Genomic DNA, 17,511 nt, shown 5'->3' with positions numbered 1-17,511 from the left:
GCGGACGCGATATACGGATATACGCGGTTTGGCATGTATATACGTACCCCTTTCGGGTGATGACGGTATTTGGGGGTATGGGCGGTCGTCGTACTCGGCGACGGTGGGCGCGCTGTCAGGCGTGATCACCGTCCGGGCGGTGAGCAGCCCGTTACCGCGAGGAGTTACGTGCGCTGCTCGCCGAACTCGACCGGCCTGTGGAGGAGCTTTCCGTCTGACCGGGCGGGGTTTCGGGCATAGCAGGGGGTTCCGCCTCCATCCGGCACGACACGACGGCACAACCCCGCCCCGAGAGATCGAGGAACCGATGAAGATCAGGACAGGTCGACGGGGCACGGGCGGTGAACGGCACGAGCTCGCCACAGCCATGAGGAAAAGGTACGAGGAGGGGGGCCAGTGTCCGTGCTTTGGCGTCCTCGATCGGCCGCTCCTGCAGGTTCATACACCGGCTGCTCACCGAGTCGGGCGTGCAGCTTCGACGGCAGGGCGGGCACACCGGCCCCAAGAAGAACGGGTTGCCGTACCGCCCGGACGGGCAGGCGCCGTCCCCACCCGGATCCTGAGCCAAGAGCCCGCGGCGGCCTCGTCCCGAAGCCCTGTCACGCCGCGCTCGTGGCGCTCTCTCGCCCGTTCGCCTCGTGGCTTCCCTGACCGCCGATCCCACCGGGACACGGCACTTGTAAATCCATTACGGACGGAAAACTGTTGAGACGAATCCTTCACCACAGGACCGGTCGTGCGCTGTCGGCGGCGCTGCTGACGCTGGTCGCGGCGACCGCGTCCCCGACGGCTGTCGCCGCTGCACAGGGCGAGCCCGACATGGGCGCTCTGATCGTCGGCGGCCGCCGCGCCAGCGAGGTCTACCCGGCCGTGGGTAGCCTGATGTTCGACGTGCCCACCGCCGACCGGCGGGGCGTGCACACCTGCGGCGTGACGCTGATCGAGCGCGGCTGGGCGGTGACGGCGGCGCACTGCGTCACCGACCCGCCCACCGAGCCCACCGCCGCCGCCAACCGGTCCTGGCTGACCCCGGCGGGCACCCCCGTGCGGGACAAGCGATTCCACCTCTCGCTCGGCGCGATCGACCGCACCGCAGGCACCCCGGCCGGGGTGCGGAACATCGTCGTGCACCCCGGCTGGGCGTGGGGCGCGGGTCCCGGCGATGTGGGAGACTGGGCGCTGGTCCGGCTCGACCGGCAGCTCGAGCTCCAGCCGATGGAACTGGCCGGGCCGCCCGCCCGGCTGGGGGCGCCCATTAGGCTGCTTGGCTGGGGCCTGACCGCCCCCAACGGTTCCGGTACCCCGCCGATCCACCTGCAGGAGCTCGACACCCGCGTGCTCGCCCCCGTCAGTTGCGCCGCGGTGGGCATCACCACCGCCGAGCTGTGCCTGGACAACCCCTGGGACGTCGCCGGACCCTGCAGTGGCGACTCCGGCGGCCCGGCGCTCGTGCGCGCTAACGGCCGTTGGCAGTTCGCCGGGGTCGCCAGCCGCAACACCGGTGCCTACTGCGGTGACGGGCCCGCCGTCTACACCTCCGCCCCCGCCTACCGGGAGTGGGCCTACCGGGTGATGCGCGGCCAGCTCCCGCTCGTGCCGCTCGCCCCCGCCCAGGGCGGGCCCGTCGACTCGCCCTGGGCACCGATCCTGACCACCGACCACCGCGGGTAGGGGCAGAACCCGCCGCGACCCGGCTGATGAACCGGGGGCCCGCCGGAGATCACGCGACAACGCGCTCTCCGGCGGGTCGTCTCATCTCTCGCCCTCCCTGCTTGCCGGATTGATGTCTTCCCTGCTACCGCAAGGAACCCAGACATGCCCGTGGACCCGCCCTTCATCTGTCCCCACCCCTGCCGTCCCAAGCTCCCCCTGACGACCGCAGCCAGCGCCAAGGCTGTGCTGCTGTTCGACCTGGACGGCACGCTGATCGACGACGGCCGGGTCACCGGCCCCGCCGTGCAGGAGGCGCTCGACGAGCTCGACCTGCCGGGCACGCCGCCGGTGGAGCGGTTCCGCGCGCTGTCCGGAATCGCCCTGCTGCGGATCCTGCGCCTACTGGACCTGCCACCCGAGCTGCAACCCCCCTATGTCCAGGCCATGACACGGCTCATCGTCCAGGGTGCGGCCGTTACGTTTCGCGGCATGGAGGTCGTGCTGCGTGCCCAGCACGAGCGCGGTCTGCCGGTGGCGGTGGTCACCAACAAGGACCGGCGCCGATCACGGATGGCGCTGCAGGCCACCGGGCTCGCCCCGTGGGTGGACGTACTGCTCACCCCCTCCGAGACGGCCCAGAAGCCCGGCCCTGACATGCTGCTCGCCGCGTGCGCACGGTTGGGGATCGCGCCGGACCGGGCGGTGATGATCGGCGACTCCACCACCGACCTGCGCTCCGCCCGCGCGGCCGGGATCGACACGATCGCCTGCATCTGGGGCGCGGGCACCCGACGGGACCTGGCCGCCGAGCAGCCCCGCTGGCTGGTGGAGCAACCAGCCGCGCTGGCCGCGCTGCTGGGGCGGATCACCGTCCCGGCAGCGCACGGGCAGCGCTCCCTGCTGCTGCCCGGAGGCCACGCGTGAGCGTTGTGCACATCCCAGGCCCGCAGGACATGGCGGTGCAGGCCCTGATGGTGACCGCCGCCGCGCACGGCACCACCACGCTGCGCGGCCTGCCCGACACCCCGGCCGTCGACGCCCACCTCGCCGCGCTGACCGCGCTGGACTACCGACTGAGACGGGAGGAACCGGGGGAGTGCACCCTGCAGGGCACCCCCGAGGGCCCGCCCGCAGGACGTCGGGAGCCGGGCGCCGACGGCACGAGCGCGCTGCTGCTGCCGGTGCTGGCCGACATCGCGGCGGGCACCCGCCACGCGCCAGACGACCTCGACACCGCCGACGCCCAGGCACCGGCGGTGCTGCTGCGTAAGCTGGACTACCGGGGCATACAGCTCGGCGACATCACCCCGCCCTACGGCATGGTCGCCCACGGCCTGCGTGGCGACTCGGTGTCCCCGCCCGCGCACGTGGACCGCAGAGCGCTCGCCGCGCTACTGCTGACCGGCCCGCTCACCCCGCGGGGGTTGGAGCTGCGCCTGGAAAAACCCTTGACGTGTGAGAGAGCCCTGCGGTTGATGCGCGAGTGGGGCGCGCGGGTGGCCTGCGATCCGATGGGTGATGGGGAGCGGCTGCGCGTGGACCCCGGCGGCTATACCCTGTCCCCCGACCCGTCGACTGCGGCGGCGCTGTTCGCCGCCGCCGTGATCACCGGCGGCGTAGTCGTGCCGGGCCTGGACTGCTTCAGCCCCGAGGAGGGCCTGGCGTTCCCCCAGATCCTGGACGTGCTGGGCGCGCAGGTACGCATCGGCGAACGAGAGACCACCGTCACCGGACCCGCCGCCGGCGCGTTGTTCGGTGGAGTACTGGAACTGCGATCGTACCCGGCCCTCGCGCCGCTGGTGGCGGTGGCACTGGGCCCCTGGGCGAGGATCCCGTTGCACCTGGTGCTGTCCAACGAGCTGGTCAGGCCGGTCGCCGCCGCGTTGTACACGCTGCGGATGCCGGTGAGATCAGGGTGGGGCTAGCTGCAGATCAATCCCGGCGCCTCGACCCCTGCGGTCATGCCGGTCGCCGGGAACGCGGACCTGGCGATGGCCGTGCGGGTGCTGGGGCTGCGCGTGGACGGCGTCACCGCCGACGACCCGCGCGCGATCGACGCCGCCTGCCCAGGCATGACCGCCCTGCTGGCGACGTGGCGCGCCAGGCGCCTGTCCTGATGGCCACCTCCACGAACCGCTCGTCGAGCGAGGAGAAAACGATCATGAAGCACACGAAGAAGCAGTGGATCAGCAGGGGCCAGGCGTGCGGTGGCGGCCTTGGCCGTAGTCACTGCGATCGGGATCGCCGTCGTGATCGGGCTGCCCGAGTCTGCTACGGCTGCGCGTGGTGTGGCAGAAGCGACAAGTTGGATCGCCGGCACGCTCACCCCTTCGGTGCTGCTGCTCCGGTGGGCATTGGGCAGATCCAACGCCGCACCCGAGGCACCACCGGTTCCGCAGCCCGTCACGTCATCGCCGCCCGAGGACACACCCGAAGCGCTGCTGGCTCCTCAGCCTGTCACGCCGACCCGGCCCGAGGACGTGAGCGCTCGCCCCGACAGGGTCGTCAACTCGGTCCAGGGAGATGTGACCGGCCAGGTCATCCAGGGCGGAACCATCGGCTCCATCAACCTTGGCGGTCCCCTGTCCCACCGGCACCCCGACAGAGGCGCCTGAAACCCGTGATGCCTTCTCACCGCCGGATTCCGCGATCGACACTGCATGTCGACGCCACCGCGCGGCTCTTGCCCACGTCGACCCAGGCGTTGGCGTGGCTGGAGCGCAACCTGGACAGCACTGTCGGCCACGTCCGACTGCTTGACTGCCACGTCCAGCACCGGAGTCTGTTGCACCTGGTGGACTGCCTGACCTCGCTGTGGCCTCACCGCCACCACTACAGGACGTCCTTGGAACTGGCGAGGATGGGCGAGCAGGCCGCGCAGGCGACGATGCCCCTACAGACCGGGACCGTCCTGACCGCGATAGGCGAGCACGAGCAGGCGCGGCGTGCGCTGGACTGCAGCCAGATCCTCTACGTTGCCTGCGGCGACCGGCTCGGCGATGCCGACGCGCGCCTGAGCGGCGGCGAGCTGTTCAGGGCCTGCGGCCAGCATGACGACGCGACGCGCGAGATCCTGACCGCGCTCGCCCTCTACGAGCACCTCGACGCCCGCCACCGGGCCACCCTGGCGCCCGCCGCCCTGGGCGCGACGCACCTGGACGCCGCCCACCACCCGGCTGGCGATGGCATGGCTGGAACGGGCACTGGCCGCACTGGAACAGGACTGCGACCCCGCACCCCGTGTCCTGGGCCAAGTGCTGACCGACCTCGGCCGCCCCCATACCCTCCTGGGCGACGCGACCACCGCCGCCACCGCGTTCGTCCGCGCCCACGGACCGGTGCGGATGTGGGACGGACCTCTGGAGCGGGTGCGGCTGCTGCAGGCCCAAGCCGGTCTGGCGGCACCGCGACAGCCGGGCGTGGCCTGCTGGAACGGGCCGAGAAGTCACTGGCCGCAGCCGGGGCGCTCCACAGAACCCGCGTCCACCGAAGCCCGGCCGCCCGGCCCGGAACTGCTCGATGAGCGCTGGGCCACCGCTACCGCCACCGCCATGCGATGCCGCGACACCGGCGGAGCGAGACATCCCGGCCTGCCGTGCCCGTCGCCGTCAGTAGATCGCAAGAGCACGACATGACCCGGTAGATCCCTCGCCTCGTGCCGGACGGAGATCCCCTCGGGTGCTTACGCGCACGACATCAGCCCTCGCCACGTCCACCCCCCTTCCATGCTCCCGGAGGACAACCGTGTCAGCACGAACCCCCGACGCCCACACCCCCGCCGACGGGGCCGTGCCCGAGTGCACGCCATGGCGACATGGGCACACGACCCCGCTGCAGCATTCCCGACTGGCCCAGCAGCACTTGGCCGCCGGACTGCGCGAGTTGCGCGGCACGAAGCTGAGCACCCGCGTACTCGCCCGACTTCTCGACGTTGCCCAGTCCACAGTGTCGAAGTACGAGGCAGGGCTCCTATTGCCTGCCCCCACCACCGTCGAGAGGCTTCTCGACGCGATGCCCACCGTCCCGTCCGAGCGGCGCGCCGCCCTCCTGGAGTTGGCCCGACTGCTCGACAGCGAAGCGAAAAACAGACGCCTGGTGTTGCATCTGGGCTCCTCCCGCGCCTATCAAGCCCTGAAGGCCCTGCAGCGGAAGGCAACGCGCGGGCTCCATTTCGCCAACGCCGTCATCCCCGCCCCGCTCCAGACGGAGGACTACCGCCGTGCCGTGTACTCCACCGCAGACCCGCAGGAGACCCATGACCGCCACGAGGGTCCGCAGGGGCCTGCGGGCGAGTTCGTGCTCACCGAGAGTGCGTTGCGATGGCGGGTGGGCCCGCCGGAGCTGATGGCCGCGCAGATCGAGCACTTGCGGGAACTGGCACGGCGGCCGGAGGTCGATCTGGGAGTGATCCCCGAGGACGTGGTGCTCCCCGACACCCATCTGCCACATGGTTTCCAGGTGATCGACGCACGGGCAGTGACCTTCGACGGCTACACCGCGTTCGCCATCGACAGGGACCCGGACAACATCGACTACTACACGCGGTTGTTCACCCGGCTCCACTCATTCGCCGCACGCGAAGATGCGCTGCCGCCGCTGCTGGACCGGATCACCGCCGGTTTCCACACGGCCTGACGCCTGTCCTCTCGACCGCCCACCCCCGTGTCACGGCCACCACGAAAGGCTCGGTCCCGCCCATCTCCCCCCTACACCTCGCGCCAGGTCGTACCCGCAAAGCCCGACACCGTCCCCCTCGACAACCGACACGGCCCCAGAAACCCCGGAGCGCGCTGCGGACATCCTCGACCGGCCCGACCCATGGCTTCCCGACAGTTCCCAGGCAGGCCCGATGACCACCTCCGGCGCCCCGCGACACGCGCGGGACGCCCTGTCGACGCGCCGGCTCTCCGTGCGCGAGGCGAACACCGTCGCCGTGTTGCGCGCGATCATGGTGCTGTCCTCGGCCTCCCAGGCGCGCCTGGCCCGGTGGACCGGCCTGTCCCAGGCCACCGTCTCCGGTGCGGTCGCCCGACTCCAGCAGAACGGCTTGGTCGAGGTCGGGCCGAACAGGGACGAACGCGGGAACCGGGTGCGCTGCGCGCCGATGATCGGGGCAGCGGTGGGCATCGAACTGGCACACGACCGGGTCGTGGTCGCGCTCCGGCGCGTCGACGGTGGACGCGTCCTGCACCAATCCAGCGTCCACGGCGCCGGGGAGGGAAAGGAGTTGTGGGCGGGCACGGCCGTCGCCATGGTCGACGACCTGCTCGACACCCTCGGCATGGACAGAAACGACATCGTCTCGCTCGGGCTCGGCGTCCCCACCCCGGTCGAACATCAACCGCCCTGGGAGAAGGCGCTGATCGAGTACCTCCCGGACGTCCAGGCCGTGGTGGACAACCTCGGGAACATGGCGGCGTTCGGCGAGTACCTCCATGGCACCGAACACGACGACGACGTGCTCCTGCTGGCCGTCCACGCCTCCCACGAGGTCGACGCCGGACTGGTCTTCGCCGGAAGGGTGTGGCGGGGAGCGAGTGGGCACGCCGCTGCCCTGGGGCACATACCCGTCGAGCCAGCCGGAAAGAGGTGCCGCTGCGGCAACCGGGGATGCCTGGAGACCCTGATCTCAGGACCACATCTGATCGACCAGGTGCGCCAGGCCCACCTGGGGCGGCGTAGCGATCTTCCGACGATCCTCGATGACCTGGTGACGCGGGTACACGCGGGCGAGCGGGTGTACGCGCGCGTGATCCAGGACGCCGGGCACGCCCTGGGAAGGGTATTGGGCGAGGTGTTCCTCGTCGTCAACGTGGACACGGTCGTCCTAGGCGGAGACCTGGGCAGAGCAGGCGACGTGCTGGCCGAGGCCGTCAGACGAGGGTGGACATGCACTGTGCCCGCCAGCATGGAGACAGTCGACCCGCCCGTGAGGCTCCGCACTTCCCGCCTCGGCCGGGCGGCGGCCGCCAGTGGTGCGCTGGCGTTCGCCCTGGCCGATGCTCCCAGCGGGTGGTCTGCCTGAGGTAGACACTGCCGGACCGGAGCATCCTGTTGCCGCTCTCGGCCGCCGCGTCTGACGGCACGGGTAATGTGAAGAAAGTGGACGACGACGTTCGTTACCTCCCCGGCCAGGCAGACGAAAACTCCGTTCTGCGACTCGCACTGCTGGAATCATGGGGGAATCGATGCTACATGTGTTCGCGACCTACGGACTTCTCGAATATCCAAATCGACCACATCATCCCGCAGGACACAAAAAAGGATAAACTTGCCGAATTGCTGAGTCTCCACCTCTCGCCCGAAAGGCGGGAAGGCTTCGACATTCACGCCCTGGGAAACCTTGCCCCGGCATGTGCAGAATGCAACCGCAAGAAAAGTAATCGCGATCTACTGGGGGTCGGAATCACGGCCGTCAACCTGGACAAGGCGCACAAACTGGAGGCGAGTGTAGTAAAAAAGGTAAAAAGATTCAAAACCGCCCAGACGGTAGAGAAGGAACTGTTCCTGGCTTCGACGGCGGACATGAACGAGCCGGCATCCCGTCAGGCTTTCATGGATTTCGCTCCGCTCGTGATAAGTCGAATTAGCGTTCTGGACGTCGACATGCTGGAGGGCTATTCGACCACTAGGGAGGTGTCGATCGCGCAAGGGGATTCCGGCTCCTATGAGGAAGGAGGGTGCAGTGCCGTATTCATTCTGAACAACTCCGTGCGTCGCGCTCGCGTGATCGTGGAGGATTTTTACGGGATGGACTTCGACGACATGGCATCTCACGTCATGTCCGCCGTCCACGACGCAGTGGTGGAACGCGTCCGTGATGCCATTGCCTCGAACCTCGGAGAGCGCGGGCATCATTATCCGGACGTGGGCGATCCGTCCGGTCGGCTCTTCGTCGAGGCGGACAGTCTGACGTTCGACCCGTCCGGCGAATTCACGGCGGGCGGGACGTTCGCTGTCGACATGAGTGCGCACGCCGCCGTGGTCAACGACGACGGCTCCGGGACGGACTGGCTTCAGGAGGATGTTGCCGCCCACGGGCGCTTCTCGATCTCGTTCTTCCCGGTGGACGGCGATCCGACACGCGTGGACGTCGACAGTGCGGAGATCATCGAATGGAAAGCGGGAGTGGCACCGTGGTGAACCGAGGGAAGAATGTCGGGTGAATTTCGGGTAGACATTCCCGCGCCGATGCTCCTGGGCGCGCGTCCCGTGGGACCTGTGCGCCTTCGGTGAGCACCTCGTCGCCCCCGGCCCACCCCTCGACGGGCAGACCCGATACCTCGCCTCCGCTGCGGAGGCTGCGCGGATCACGCCACCGTGTCGGCCGGTGCGCGAGAGGGAGCATGAAGGCCCAGGGCGTTCTGGCGACCATAGAGGTGCTGCGTCATGCGGTCGTGTGAGGCAGACAGGACCTGGGGACTGGGTGCATCGGCCTCATCGGTAACGTCTCGCCATCCCGAGTCGTGGTGCGCCTACCGCACACCCGCTGTCGACAGCGGGAACCGGTCGGTCGTGTTCGCGGCAGCGGGCGGATTCTTGATCATTCCGGTGAAAATCCTCGAAGGTGTGGTCGCAGTGAAGCACGAGAGCGATACCGAGATCATCGCGGGCGTCTCCCCAAGGAGGGATTCCTTGCGCGTGGTGGTCACCGGCGGCGGTACCGGCGGGCACATCTCGCCGGGGTTGGCCGTGGTCCGTGCGCTGGGGGAACGCAGTGCCGCGATGTCCGCTCCAGCGCCGCAGGTGTTGTGGGTGGGGGAGCGGGAGGGCATGGAGCAGCGCTCGGCGCAGGCGGCGGGGATCGAGTTCAGGTCCGTGGCGGTGGGAAAGATCAGACGTTCGGCCAATCCGATCAAAATGCTCTCGCCCGCCAATATCGCGGACATGGCCCGCGTGCCCGTCGGCATGGCGCAGGCGCGGGCTGTGATCAAGCAGTTCCGGCCGCACGTGGTCCTGGCCACCGGCGGCTACGTGGCCGTGCCGGTGGGGATGGCCGCCAGTTCCTGCTCGGTGCCGCTGGTGGTCCACGAGCAGACCACGCGCCTGGGGTTGACCAACAGGGTCCTCGCCTCGCGCGCGACCCGTGTGGCCGTCTCGACGCAGTCCACGCTCGACTTCCTGCCTCAGCAGGCGCGCGAGCGGGCGGTGGTCACCGGCAACCCGGTGCGGCCTGAACTGCTGACCGGCCAAGCCGCGCGGGCCTGGACACTGCCCGCTACCTGCGGCTTCGACCGCAGGCTTCCCACGCTCTACGTCACCGGCGGATCCCAGGGGGCCCGGCAGATCAACACCCTGGTGCGGCAGATCCTGCCCTGGCTGTTGGAGCGGGCCAATGTGGTGCACCAGTGCGGACAGGCCAACCAGGACGAGGCTGTCCGGAACGCGGCGACGTTGCCGCCGGTGCTGGCCGGGAGGTACTGGCCTACCGGTTACCTGGGGCCGGAGCTGCCGGATGTGTTCGCGCTCGCCGACGTCGTGCTTTCCCGCAGCGGTGCGGGCACTATCGCCGAGTTGACTGCGCTGGGCAAGGCATCGGTGCTCGTTCCCCTGGCCAGCTCCGCCGGTGGTGAGCAGGCGTCCAACGCCGACTATCTGCACCGCTCGGGGGCCGCGATCGCTCTGCGGGATGAGGTGGACGGGCATGGCTTGGCACAGGCGGTGGGCGCGTTGCTGGGCGATGCGGACGCGCGGGGGCGGATGGCGCGGGCGGCGGGCGCGTTGGGCCGTCGTGACGCCGCGGCCAGCCTGGTGCAGGTGCTGCTGGCCGCGGCGTCACAGTGATCCGAGCGCTCAGGGCAGATGGTGGCTGGCGGCAGCGGCGATGATGGCCGCGCACTCGTCGAAGGCGGCCTGGTCGCGGCCGAAGGGGTCGGGGACGTCCTGGCCGTCGGGCAGGTAGAGGGTCATCTTGTTTCGCTGCTCGTCGGTGGCACTCTTCTGCAGGGTGGTGAGGATGGAGTGGTCCATCGCCAGGACCACGTCGGCCCAGTCCAGCATCTCGTCGGTGACCTGGGCGCCGCGGTGCGCGGTCAGGTCGTGGCCGCGGCGGGCCGCGGCCACGACCATGAGCCGGTGGGCGGGCTGGTCCTGCCAGCGGTCGCGGGTGCCAGCCGAACGCACCTGTACCGCCTGGCCGCCGAGGTCGGCGAGCACGACGGCGGCCAGGGGGGAGCGGCAGTGGTTGCCCAGGCAGACGGTGAGCAGGCGACGCGGCCTGTCCGTCGTCGGCATGCCGGTCACGGTCTGGGCCGGTTGCGGGCTCATCGCCGCGTCCTTTCGGTGTCCGTGCCGGTTGCCGCCAGGGCCGAGGCCAGGGCGTCGACGACGCTGTCCACGTCGTGCCGGTCCATCCGGGGGTGCAGCGGCAGGGTCAGCATCCGCTCGGCCAGTTCCTCGGTGACCGGTAACGGGCGGCGCCACCGGGCGAAGGCGGGCTGCAGGTGGTTGGGCGGGTAGTGCACCCCCACCCCGATGCCCGCGGCGCGCAGGTGGGCGAAGACGGTCTCGCGTGCCGGGGCGGGCAGCAGCACCACGGTGTTGAACGGCACGGTGCGTTCGATGTCCACATCGACCAGCCCGACCTGCTCCAGGTCGGTGAGCCGGTCGCGGTAGGCCTTCCACAGCAGCACTCGCCGGTGGGCGTGCTCGGCGAAGTGGGCGAGCTGGACCTGGCCGATCGCGGCGTTGATCGCCGGCAGGTGGGCGCGCAGGCCCGCCCCGTCGACCTGGTAGGTGGTGGTGGCGGCGCGGCGGGCGTGGTCCTGGACGATGCCCAGCGCGCGCAGCCGTCGGGCCCGGTGTGCCTGTTCCGGAGTGGCGGGCACCACGGCGCCGCCTTCGCCGCAGGTGAGGTTCTTGATCGGGTCGAAGCTGAAGCAGGTCAGCGCCTCGCCCGCGCCGACCGGGCGCCCGTCGCGGTGCCGGGAGCCGAAGGCGTGCGCGGCGTCCTCCACCACGACCACGTCTCGCCGGTGCAGCAGTTCCCGGATCGGTGACAGGTCCACCGCGCGGCCGCCGTAGAGCACCGGCATCACCGCGCGGGTGGTCTCGGTGAGCCCGTCCAGGACGTCTTCGGCGCGCACGCACAGGGTCCGCGGGTCGACCTCGACGAAGCGGGGGTGCGCGCCGGTGGCCAGGATGGCCTGCACGCTGGCGCAGAAGGTCAGCGAGGGCACGAGCACCTCGTCGCCCGCGTCGATCCCGGCGGACTGCAGGGCGATCTGCAGGGCCACGGTGCCGGAGGCCACCGTGACCACCTCGGGCACCTGCAGGTGGTCGGCCAGGGCGCGCTCGAATGCCTCGGTGGTCGGGCCGTGCCCGTAGTGGCCGCTGGCGAGCACCTCGGCGACAGCGGCGTACTCGGGTCCGTGCAGGACCGGGCGCGCGTTGCGCGCCACCTCGTCGTTCCCGATGGGGGTGGGGAGCAGGGTGGTCATCGTCAGCCTCCTGCGACGGTGAGGGTCTCGATGTACTTGGTCAAGGTCACGCCGACCCGGTAGGTCAGGCGCCGGTGGTCGACCTGGAGCCCGAACAGGCCGTTGAGCATCTGGCCCACAAGGTCGGCCCCGGCGGCCTCGGCCAGCGGGAAACCACCGGCCACCCTGGCGTTGACCTCGGTGAGCAGCAGCCCGCCCCGCGCGGTGCGGAACCCTTGCACGCAACAGGCCCCGGTCATGCCCAGCGCGGTCAGCGCGCGCACGACCAACCGGGTGGCCTCCGGGTCCTGCACGGTGCGCGAGACCATCGACAACCCGCCTTTGACCAGCAGCCGCTGGCGCAGTACCACGCTGGTGGTGCCGCCGCGGTCGGTCAGGCAGTCGGCGGTGAATTCCTCGCCGTGGACACGGCGCTGCACGATCGGGTCGGCCACCAGGTCGCACAACACCCGTGCCTGGAGGCGGGTGGAGCAGAACAGCACGTCACGGGCGCCTTGGCCGCAGCGTGGTTTGACCACCAGTTCGGCGTTCTCGGGTGCCAGGTGCAGCTGGTCGGGCAGCCACGTCTCGGGTACCGGCACGCTGCAGGCGCTCATCCTGTCGTGGAACAGGGCCTTGTCCAGGCTCGCTGCCACCGCGTCCTGCGGTGGCAGCCAGGTGCGCACCCCCAGCTCCCGCAACCGCGGGGCCAGTGCGCGCAGTCGGGGCAGTTCGGCCTCCACCGTGGACAGCAGGGCCTGCGGCCTGAGCCGGGCGCACAGCCGCAGCAGCTCCCGCTCGTAGTCCTGCGCCGTCGCGATGGGCAGCACCTGTGCCTGGACGTCGTCCAGGAACAGGCCGTTGGCCTGCGGGTCGGCGTCGGCGGCGATCACCGTGTGCCCCAGCTTGAGCGCCGCACGGGCCAGGTCGAAGCCGGGAGCGCCGCCGACGCCGGTGACCAGCAGCCGCCACGGCGGCGTAGGCGGGGACAGGTAGGCGGTCACCGCAGCCCCGCCGGGACGGTCAGGCTCACGCTCGGCACCGGGGCACCGGGGGTGCGCAGCATCGGTGCCCACCGGCTGGGGTTGGCCCGGTACCAGGCCACGGTCTCGGCCAACCCCGCCTCCAGGTCCTGCTCGGGCCGGTACCCCAACTCCTCGGTGATCTTGGTGAAGTCCATCGCGTAGCGGATGTCGTTGGCCTGCCGGTCGGGCACGCACCTCACCAGGGCGGGGTCGGCCCGGCACAGCCGCACCAGCATGTCGGCCAGGGTCCGGTTGTCCAGGTCGGTTCCGCCGCCGATGTTGTAGACCTCGCCCGGCTTGCCGGAGTGCAGCGCCAGGGCGATGCCGCGGCAGTTGTCGGCCACGTGCAGCCAGTTGCGCACGTGCTCGCCGTTGCCGTGCAGCCCGACCGGTTGGCCCGAGAGCAGCCGGGTGGCGAACAACGGGATGATCTTCTCCGGGTGCTGGCAGGGCCCGTAGTTGTTCGACGAGCGCGTCACGCACACCGGCAGCCCGTAGGTGCGGTGGTAGGACAGGGCGATCAGGTCGCTGGCCGCCTTGGAGGCGGCGTAGGGCACCGTGGGCAGCAGCGGCGACCCCTCGTGGGCGCACCCGGTCTCCAGCGGCCCGTACACCTCGTCCGTGGACACGTGCACGAACTTGGCCACCTGCCGGCGGCGGGCGGCCTCCAGCAGGGTCTGGGTTCCCAGCACGTTGGTGGTGACGAAGTTCCCGGCTTGCAGGAACGAGCGGTCCACGTGCGATTCGGCGGCCAGGTGCACGATCGCCTCGTGCTCGCCGACCAGTTCCCCGACCAGGTCGGCGTCCAGGATGTTGCCGTGTCGGAAGGCAAGCTTGGGGGACAGGAACGCCTCCCCCATGTTCTCCACGCTGCCGGCGTAGGTCAGCGCGTCGAGCACGGTGACGCGACTGACCCGCTCGTCCTGCAGCAGGTGTTTGACCAGGTGCGAGCCGATGAATCCGGCGCCGCCGGTGACCAGGACTGCGGTCATGTCCCTGCTCCTTGTCCGTGTGGGGTTCACTGGTGGTCGGTGCCCGTGCCCTGGGGCGCGGGCTGGAATCGGGGCAACAGGCCGAGCTCGCGCGCCGCGGCCAGGGACGGCGCGGCGGCGTCCCCGTCGGAGAGCACCGGCGACAGCTCCTGGGGCCAGGGGATTCCCAGGGCGGGGTCCAGGGGGTGGACGCTCGCCTCGGGGGGCGTCCCGGCGGGGCTCTCGTGCAGGTAGGCCACGACCGTCCCGTCGGTCAGTGCCAGGCAGGCGTGCCCCACCCCTGCGGGCAGGTGCAACGCCGTGCCCTCGCCTCCGCGCATCTGCAGCACGTGCGGGCGGCCGAAACCGGGCGAGCCTTCCCGCAGGTCCAGCACCACCTCCAGGACCCGCCCGGCCAGACAGGACACGTACTTCGCGCCATCGCAGTACTTGATCCCGCGCAGCGCGCCGCGCCGCGAGACGGTGACCGCGGCCCTGAGCGGGGTCAGGGCCGGGCGGAGCCGGTCGGTCTGCGACGACTGGAACCACGACCACACCTGTCCCCGCAGGTCCTCGTGCACGGGCATCGACAGCGACCAGGCGCCGGGGACACCGGGGATCGGCGACACCACGGGAGGGCCGGGGGAGTGTGCGGATGTCACAGGAACGGACATGTCACCCCTTTCGGGAGCAGCGCTTGAGGAGGAGGCCGGCTCGCTTGCGGTGCCGGGGCACCACAGTGGCGCTCCACGGCGTGCCCAGGCGAGAGAGACGACCTATCGGCCTTTGTGTTCCGGGGTTGATCGGAACGCCTGATAGGCCGTACCGATCAGGGTGCTGCCGCAACACCGCAGGGATGGCTACGGTGAACGGGAAAGTGTCGGGAAAGAGCTGAAAGGCGCCACGGAAGGCGGTCCGATGAACGATGAAATCCGGGACTTGTCGCCCCATTGGGAAATTCCCGAGGTGCGACGGCGACTGGCCACCCGTGACATCGGTTTCGTCTACCGCCACCTGGGCAGACACGGCGTGACGCAACGTGTGATCGCGGAGCTGACCCAACAGAACCAGTCCGAGGTGTGCGGCATCTCCACGGGGAAACACCCGGTCCGTTCCTACGAAGTGCTCGAACGCATCGCCGAGGGCCTGGGGATCCCGCGCGGCCTCATGGGACTCGCCTACTCCGACACCGACCATCAGCCCGCCGTCAGGCGGGCTCCGGAAACACAGGACGAGGAAACGATGCGACGACGTGCGATGTTGGGAATAGCGGGAAAGATGATGCTGGGGGCCCCGCTGCTCGGCTCGGAGAAAGCGTTGTTCGACCAGGCGTCCCGCGCCGTCCCGGCCCCGAACCTCGTGGGCGGCACCGACGTGGCCCAACTGCGGGCGGTGACGGCGAGCCTGCGCGCGCACGACCTCGTCCACGGCGGAGTGGCGATCCGCTCGGTGATCCTGGCCCACGCCGAGTGGGCGACCTCCCTGCTGTCGGCCCGCTGCTCCGAGGAGACCAGGCCGGAACTGCTCTCCGCGATCGCGGAGATCAAGACCCTGGCCGGATGGACAGCCCACGACCACGGCCTGTCCATGTCGGACGAGGCCCGACGGCTGCTGTTGCAGGCAGTGGGATTCACGCAGAGCGCGGACAATCCCGCGCACACCGCCATCGTCATGCACCACCTCGGCCGCGTCCCCTTGGACAACGGCCAACCCGACGAGGCCCTGAAATACTTCAAGCTCGGCCGGATCGCCGCGGAGAACGCCGAATCAGGGCTCGCCGTAGCGTTCCTGGCCGCCGACGAGGCCATCGCCCACGCCGACATGGGGAAACCACGCCTGGCCACGGACACACTGGCACGTGCGCTGGACGACTTCGCCGCCGCCGAAGCCGGGGAGCGGACCACCCCGTACACACGCTTCTTCGACCAGGTCGCCATGCGGACAGCGGCGGCCCGCGTCCACACCCGCCTGGGGATGACCGACCCTGGGCAACGCGCCATCGCCATCGATGGGCTCACCCGCACCCTGACCGGCATCCCGCCGGAACACGCCCGCCAACAGGCGTTCAACCAGGCACTGCTGGCCTCTTGTCATCTTGCCGACGGCGAGACCGCCACGGCGGTCGAGATGGGGCACACGGTGCTGCACCAGGTCCGCAGGGTCAAGTCGCAGCGTCTGCGCGGCCAACTGGGGCTGTTGAGGAGGCAGGCGCTCGCCCTCACCGGACATTCCGGCGCGCAGGACCTGGCACGTGAGATCGCGGACTTCTGCGCTACGCCAGCCTGAGTCCTCCCCGGCGGGACCGGCGTCTCCTCGAAGCAGACGTGCGCCTTCGGTTTTCCTGCGCCTGCAGCACCGGCATGGCCAGCTGGCTGGCGTCGACCGGATGGCCGGGGAACCGCGTGGCTTCCTCGCTGTCCTGCGAAGTGGTGCCCTGCAGCGCGGCCGGGCACCGCGGGCAGGCGCCGTCCTGGTCGAACTGCCAGGGCCGGTCGCAGTGGGCGCAGCGTCCCAGAGGCAGCAGGGCCGACTCGTCCTCGGACAGCGGCGGGATGCCGTGGGCCCAGCGCGTCCTGGCGGCCAGCGTGGCGTACGAGCGTGCCCCTTGGTCGGCGGCCGCGCGCCACAGAGGGGCGTCGGTGTGGCGCGTCAGCGCGGTGAGCAGGGGGAGCCTGGCGACTCGAAGTGCGGCGCGACGTACAGCAGCCGTGAGGCTGACGCCACCACGCCTGCGGGTCACCACTCCGTAAGACGTTCGGGTGGCCTGCGGTAGCGTCGCGCGGCCGCTGTCCCGGACCCACGCGGGCTGGGCGATCGTCAGCTGCCCTGGCCATCCCTCAGGGGGCGACGGGTTTGGCAACAGGAAACCTTTGACGGGCAACAGGAAACCCCTGCCGCACGCGCCTGCCGGACGGCAGATTCCAAGCCATGCGAGGACTGCGCGGGGCGACCGATCGACGCGGGTGGCGGCACTGCTACCTGGTGCTGCTGGAGCAGGCCGCCGACGCCCTCGTGCCCGACCGGCTCGACCTGCGGTGGGGGCTGACCGCGCTGGTGCTCCTGCTGGCCGAGAGCGCGCACGCCACCTCCTGCCGGGAGGTCCTGCTGCGGACCGGAGCAGCCGCCGCTGATGCGGCGTTGCTGTGCTCCGCGCCCAGGCTGCACGAACTGGTCGACACCATCGACCTCGCGTGGCGCACGGCCGGGTGCGCCCGCCGGGCGGCGCAGGCGGATCAGAAATCGACGTCCGCCCGGCTGTCCGAGGCCGTCAGGCAGTGCAGCGTCGCCCTGCGCAGATCGGTGACCGGCTGCCGCGCGGCGCTGCGGGTGCACACCTCATCGGAGGAGATGCGTTCATCTGCGGGCAGCATGGTGTAGACGAGGTCCGGTCTGCCCGAGTGGTAATGGACCACCACGACGACCGCCATCCGAGCCCCCGCTCGG

At 70.5% G+C, this 17,511-nt stretch carries 17 protein-coding genes and 1 pseudogene; 12 read left to right on the top strand and 6 right to left on the bottom strand.

What is annotated here, in order from left to right; translation table 11 throughout:
- Window positions 1–307 precede the first annotated feature (307 nt).
- The 5 genes and pseudogenes from LV78_RS27380 (at window position 308) to LV78_RS27360 (ending at window position 3,770) form a co-directional block, all read left to right on the top strand.
- Window positions 308–563 (top strand): annotated as a pseudogene (locus LV78_RS27380) (helix-turn-helix domain-containing protein).
- A 142-nt stretch (window positions 564–705) separates the two neighbouring features.
- Window positions 706–1,671, top strand: coding sequence for a S1 family peptidase (locus LV78_RS27375; protein ID WP_253848521.1), 966 nt, complete (start codon window positions 706–708; stop codon window positions 1,669–1,671).
- Window positions 1,672–1,815: 144 nt separating this feature from the next.
- The gene (locus LV78_RS27370) at window positions 1,816–2,577 is read left to right on the top strand and encodes an HAD family hydrolase (protein WP_253848520.1); all 762 of its coding nucleotides are present in this window, start codon (window positions 1,816–1,818) and stop codon (window positions 2,575–2,577) included.
- Window positions 2,574–3,578 (top strand): carboxyvinyltransferase, encoded by a 1,005-nt coding sequence (locus LV78_RS41790; RefSeq protein ID WP_253848519.1) that lies wholly within the window; start codon window positions 2,574–2,576, stop codon window positions 3,576–3,578. The genes LV78_RS27370 and LV78_RS41790 overlap by 4 nt, the downstream gene beginning before the upstream one ends.
- A 36-nt stretch (window positions 3,579–3,614) precedes the next feature.
- Window positions 3,615–3,770, top strand: coding sequence for a hypothetical protein (locus LV78_RS27360; RefSeq protein ID WP_253848518.1), 156 nt, complete (start codon window positions 3,615–3,617; stop codon window positions 3,768–3,770).
- Between the two features lie 776 nt (window positions 3,771–4,546).
- Here the strand turns inward: LV78_RS27360 and LV78_RS27355 are convergent.
- On the bottom strand, window positions 4,547–4,768 hold the full coding sequence (locus LV78_RS27355) for a hypothetical protein (protein ID WP_253848517.1): 222 nt from the start codon (window positions 4,766–4,768) through the stop codon (window positions 4,547–4,549).
- Between the two features lie 67 nt (window positions 4,769–4,835).
- On the opposite strand from LV78_RS27355, the gene LV78_RS27350 reads away from it, so the two are divergent.
- From LV78_RS27350 to LV78_RS27330, 5 genes are all read left to right on the top strand, one after another.
- Window positions 4,836–5,288: a hypothetical protein gene (locus LV78_RS27350; RefSeq protein WP_253848516.1), complete on the top strand. Its 453-nt coding sequence runs from the start codon at window positions 4,836–4,838 to the stop codon at window positions 5,286–5,288.
- 109 nt (window positions 5,289–5,397) lie between these two features.
- A complete protein-coding gene (locus LV78_RS27345; RefSeq protein WP_253848515.1) occupies window positions 5,398–6,288 on the top strand; it encodes a helix-turn-helix domain-containing protein in 891 nt (296 codons plus the stop codon).
- A 214-nt stretch (window positions 6,289–6,502) separates the two neighbouring features.
- A complete protein-coding gene (locus tag LV78_RS27340; RefSeq protein WP_253848514.1) occupies window positions 6,503–7,678 on the top strand; it encodes an ROK family transcriptional regulator in 1,176 nt (391 codons plus the stop codon).
- 77 nt (window positions 7,679–7,755) lie between these two features.
- Window positions 7,756–8,796 (top strand): HNH endonuclease, encoded by a 1,041-nt coding sequence (locus LV78_RS27335; RefSeq protein WP_253848513.1) that lies wholly within the window; start codon window positions 7,756–7,758, stop codon window positions 8,794–8,796.
- A gap of 372 nt (window positions 8,797–9,168) precedes the next feature.
- Window positions 9,169–10,437, top strand: coding sequence for a UDP-N-acetylglucosamine--N-acetylmuramyl-(pentapeptide) pyrophosphoryl-undecaprenol N-acetylglucosamine transferase (locus LV78_RS27330; protein WP_253848512.1), 1,269 nt, complete (start codon window positions 9,169–9,171; stop codon window positions 10,435–10,437).
- 9 nt (window positions 10,438–10,446) lie between these two features.
- Here LV78_RS27330 and LV78_RS27325 read toward each other — a convergent pair whose 3' ends face one another.
- From LV78_RS27325 to LV78_RS27305, 5 genes are read right to left on the bottom strand one after another with little or no spacing between them, the layout of a single operon-like run.
- Window positions 10,447–10,887 carry an arsenate reductase/protein-tyrosine-phosphatase family protein gene (locus LV78_RS27325; RefSeq protein WP_253848511.1) on the bottom strand — a complete coding sequence of 147 codons (441 nt, stop codon included), beginning with the start codon at window positions 10,885–10,887 and terminating at the stop codon, window positions 10,447–10,449.
- 29 nt (window positions 10,888–10,916) lie between these two features.
- Entirely contained in the window at window positions 10,917–12,092 is a 1,176-nt protein-coding gene (locus LV78_RS27320) for a DegT/DnrJ/EryC1/StrS family aminotransferase (RefSeq protein ID WP_253848510.1), read from the bottom strand.
- Window positions 12,093–12,094: 2 nt separating this feature from the next.
- Entirely contained in the window at window positions 12,095–13,075 is a 981-nt protein-coding gene (locus LV78_RS27315) for an ATP-grasp domain-containing protein (protein WP_253848509.1), read from the bottom strand.
- On the bottom strand, window positions 13,072–14,088 hold the full coding sequence (rfbB, locus tag LV78_RS27310; RefSeq protein WP_253848508.1) for a dTDP-glucose 4,6-dehydratase: 1,017 nt from the start codon (window positions 14,086–14,088) through the stop codon (window positions 13,072–13,074). The genes LV78_RS27315 and rfbB overlap by 4 nt, the downstream gene beginning before the upstream one ends.
- Before the next feature lie 26 nt (window positions 14,089–14,114).
- Complete coding sequence (locus LV78_RS27305) at window positions 14,115–14,729, bottom strand: dTDP-4-dehydrorhamnose 3,5-epimerase family protein (protein ID WP_253848507.1); 615 nt, start codon at window positions 14,727–14,729, stop codon at window positions 14,115–14,117.
- Window positions 14,730–14,985: 256 nt separating this feature from the next.
- Here LV78_RS27305 and LV78_RS27300 point away from each other — a divergent pair, with 256 nt between their 5' ends.
- Together LV78_RS27300 and LV78_RS27295 are read left to right on the top strand one after the other, a co-directional pair.
- Window positions 14,986–16,353 carry a tetratricopeptide repeat protein gene (locus tag LV78_RS27300; RefSeq protein ID WP_253848506.1) on the top strand — a complete coding sequence of 456 codons (1,368 nt, stop codon included), beginning with the start codon at window positions 14,986–14,988 and terminating at the stop codon, window positions 16,351–16,353.
- Between the two features lie 642 nt (window positions 16,354–16,995).
- Window positions 16,996–17,445 (top strand): hypothetical protein, encoded by a 450-nt coding sequence (locus LV78_RS27295; protein WP_253848505.1) that lies wholly within the window; start codon window positions 16,996–16,998, stop codon window positions 17,443–17,445.
- The last annotated feature ends 66 nt before the right edge of the window (window positions 17,446–17,511 follow it).

The organism is Actinosynnema pretiosum (assembly GCF_024171695.1).
GTDB lineage: Bacteria > Actinomycetota > Actinomycetes > Mycobacteriales > Pseudonocardiaceae > Actinosynnema > Actinosynnema pretiosum.
Note: the sequence above shows the minus strand (reverse complement) of the source record. Positions and strands in the feature narration are given on the sequence as shown.

Coding starts and splice junctions, on each gene's coding strand:
- LV78_RS27370 (WP_253848520.1), top strand. CDS start 1,816: ATGCCCGTGGACCCGCCCTTCATCTGTCCCCACCCCTGCCGTCCCAAG.
- LV78_RS27360 (WP_253848518.1), top strand. CDS start 3,615: ATGCCGGTCGCCGGGAACGCGGACCTGGCGATGGCCGTGCGGGTGCTG.
- LV78_RS27350 (WP_253848516.1), top strand. CDS start 4,836: ATGGCATGGCTGGAACGGGCACTGGCCGCACTGGAACAGGACTGCGAC.
- LV78_RS27340 (WP_253848514.1), top strand. CDS start 6,503: ATGACCACCTCCGGCGCCCCGCGACACGCGCGGGACGCCCTGTCGACG.
- LV78_RS27325 (WP_253848511.1), bottom strand. CDS start 10,887: ATGCCGACGACGGACAGGCCGCGTCGCCTGCTCACCGTCTGCCTGGGC.
- LV78_RS27320 (WP_253848510.1), bottom strand. CDS start 12,092: ATGACCACCCTGCTCCCCACCCCCATCGGGAACGACGAGGTGGCGCGC.
- rfbB (WP_253848508.1), bottom strand. CDS start 14,088: ATGACCGCAGTCCTGGTCACCGGCGGCGCCGGATTCATCGGCTCGCAC.
- LV78_RS27300 (WP_253848506.1), top strand. CDS start 14,986: ATGAACGATGAAATCCGGGACTTGTCGCCCCATTGGGAAATTCCCGAG.
- LV78_RS27295 (WP_253848505.1), top strand. CDS start 16,996: ATGCGAGGACTGCGCGGGGCGACCGATCGACGCGGGTGGCGGCACTGC.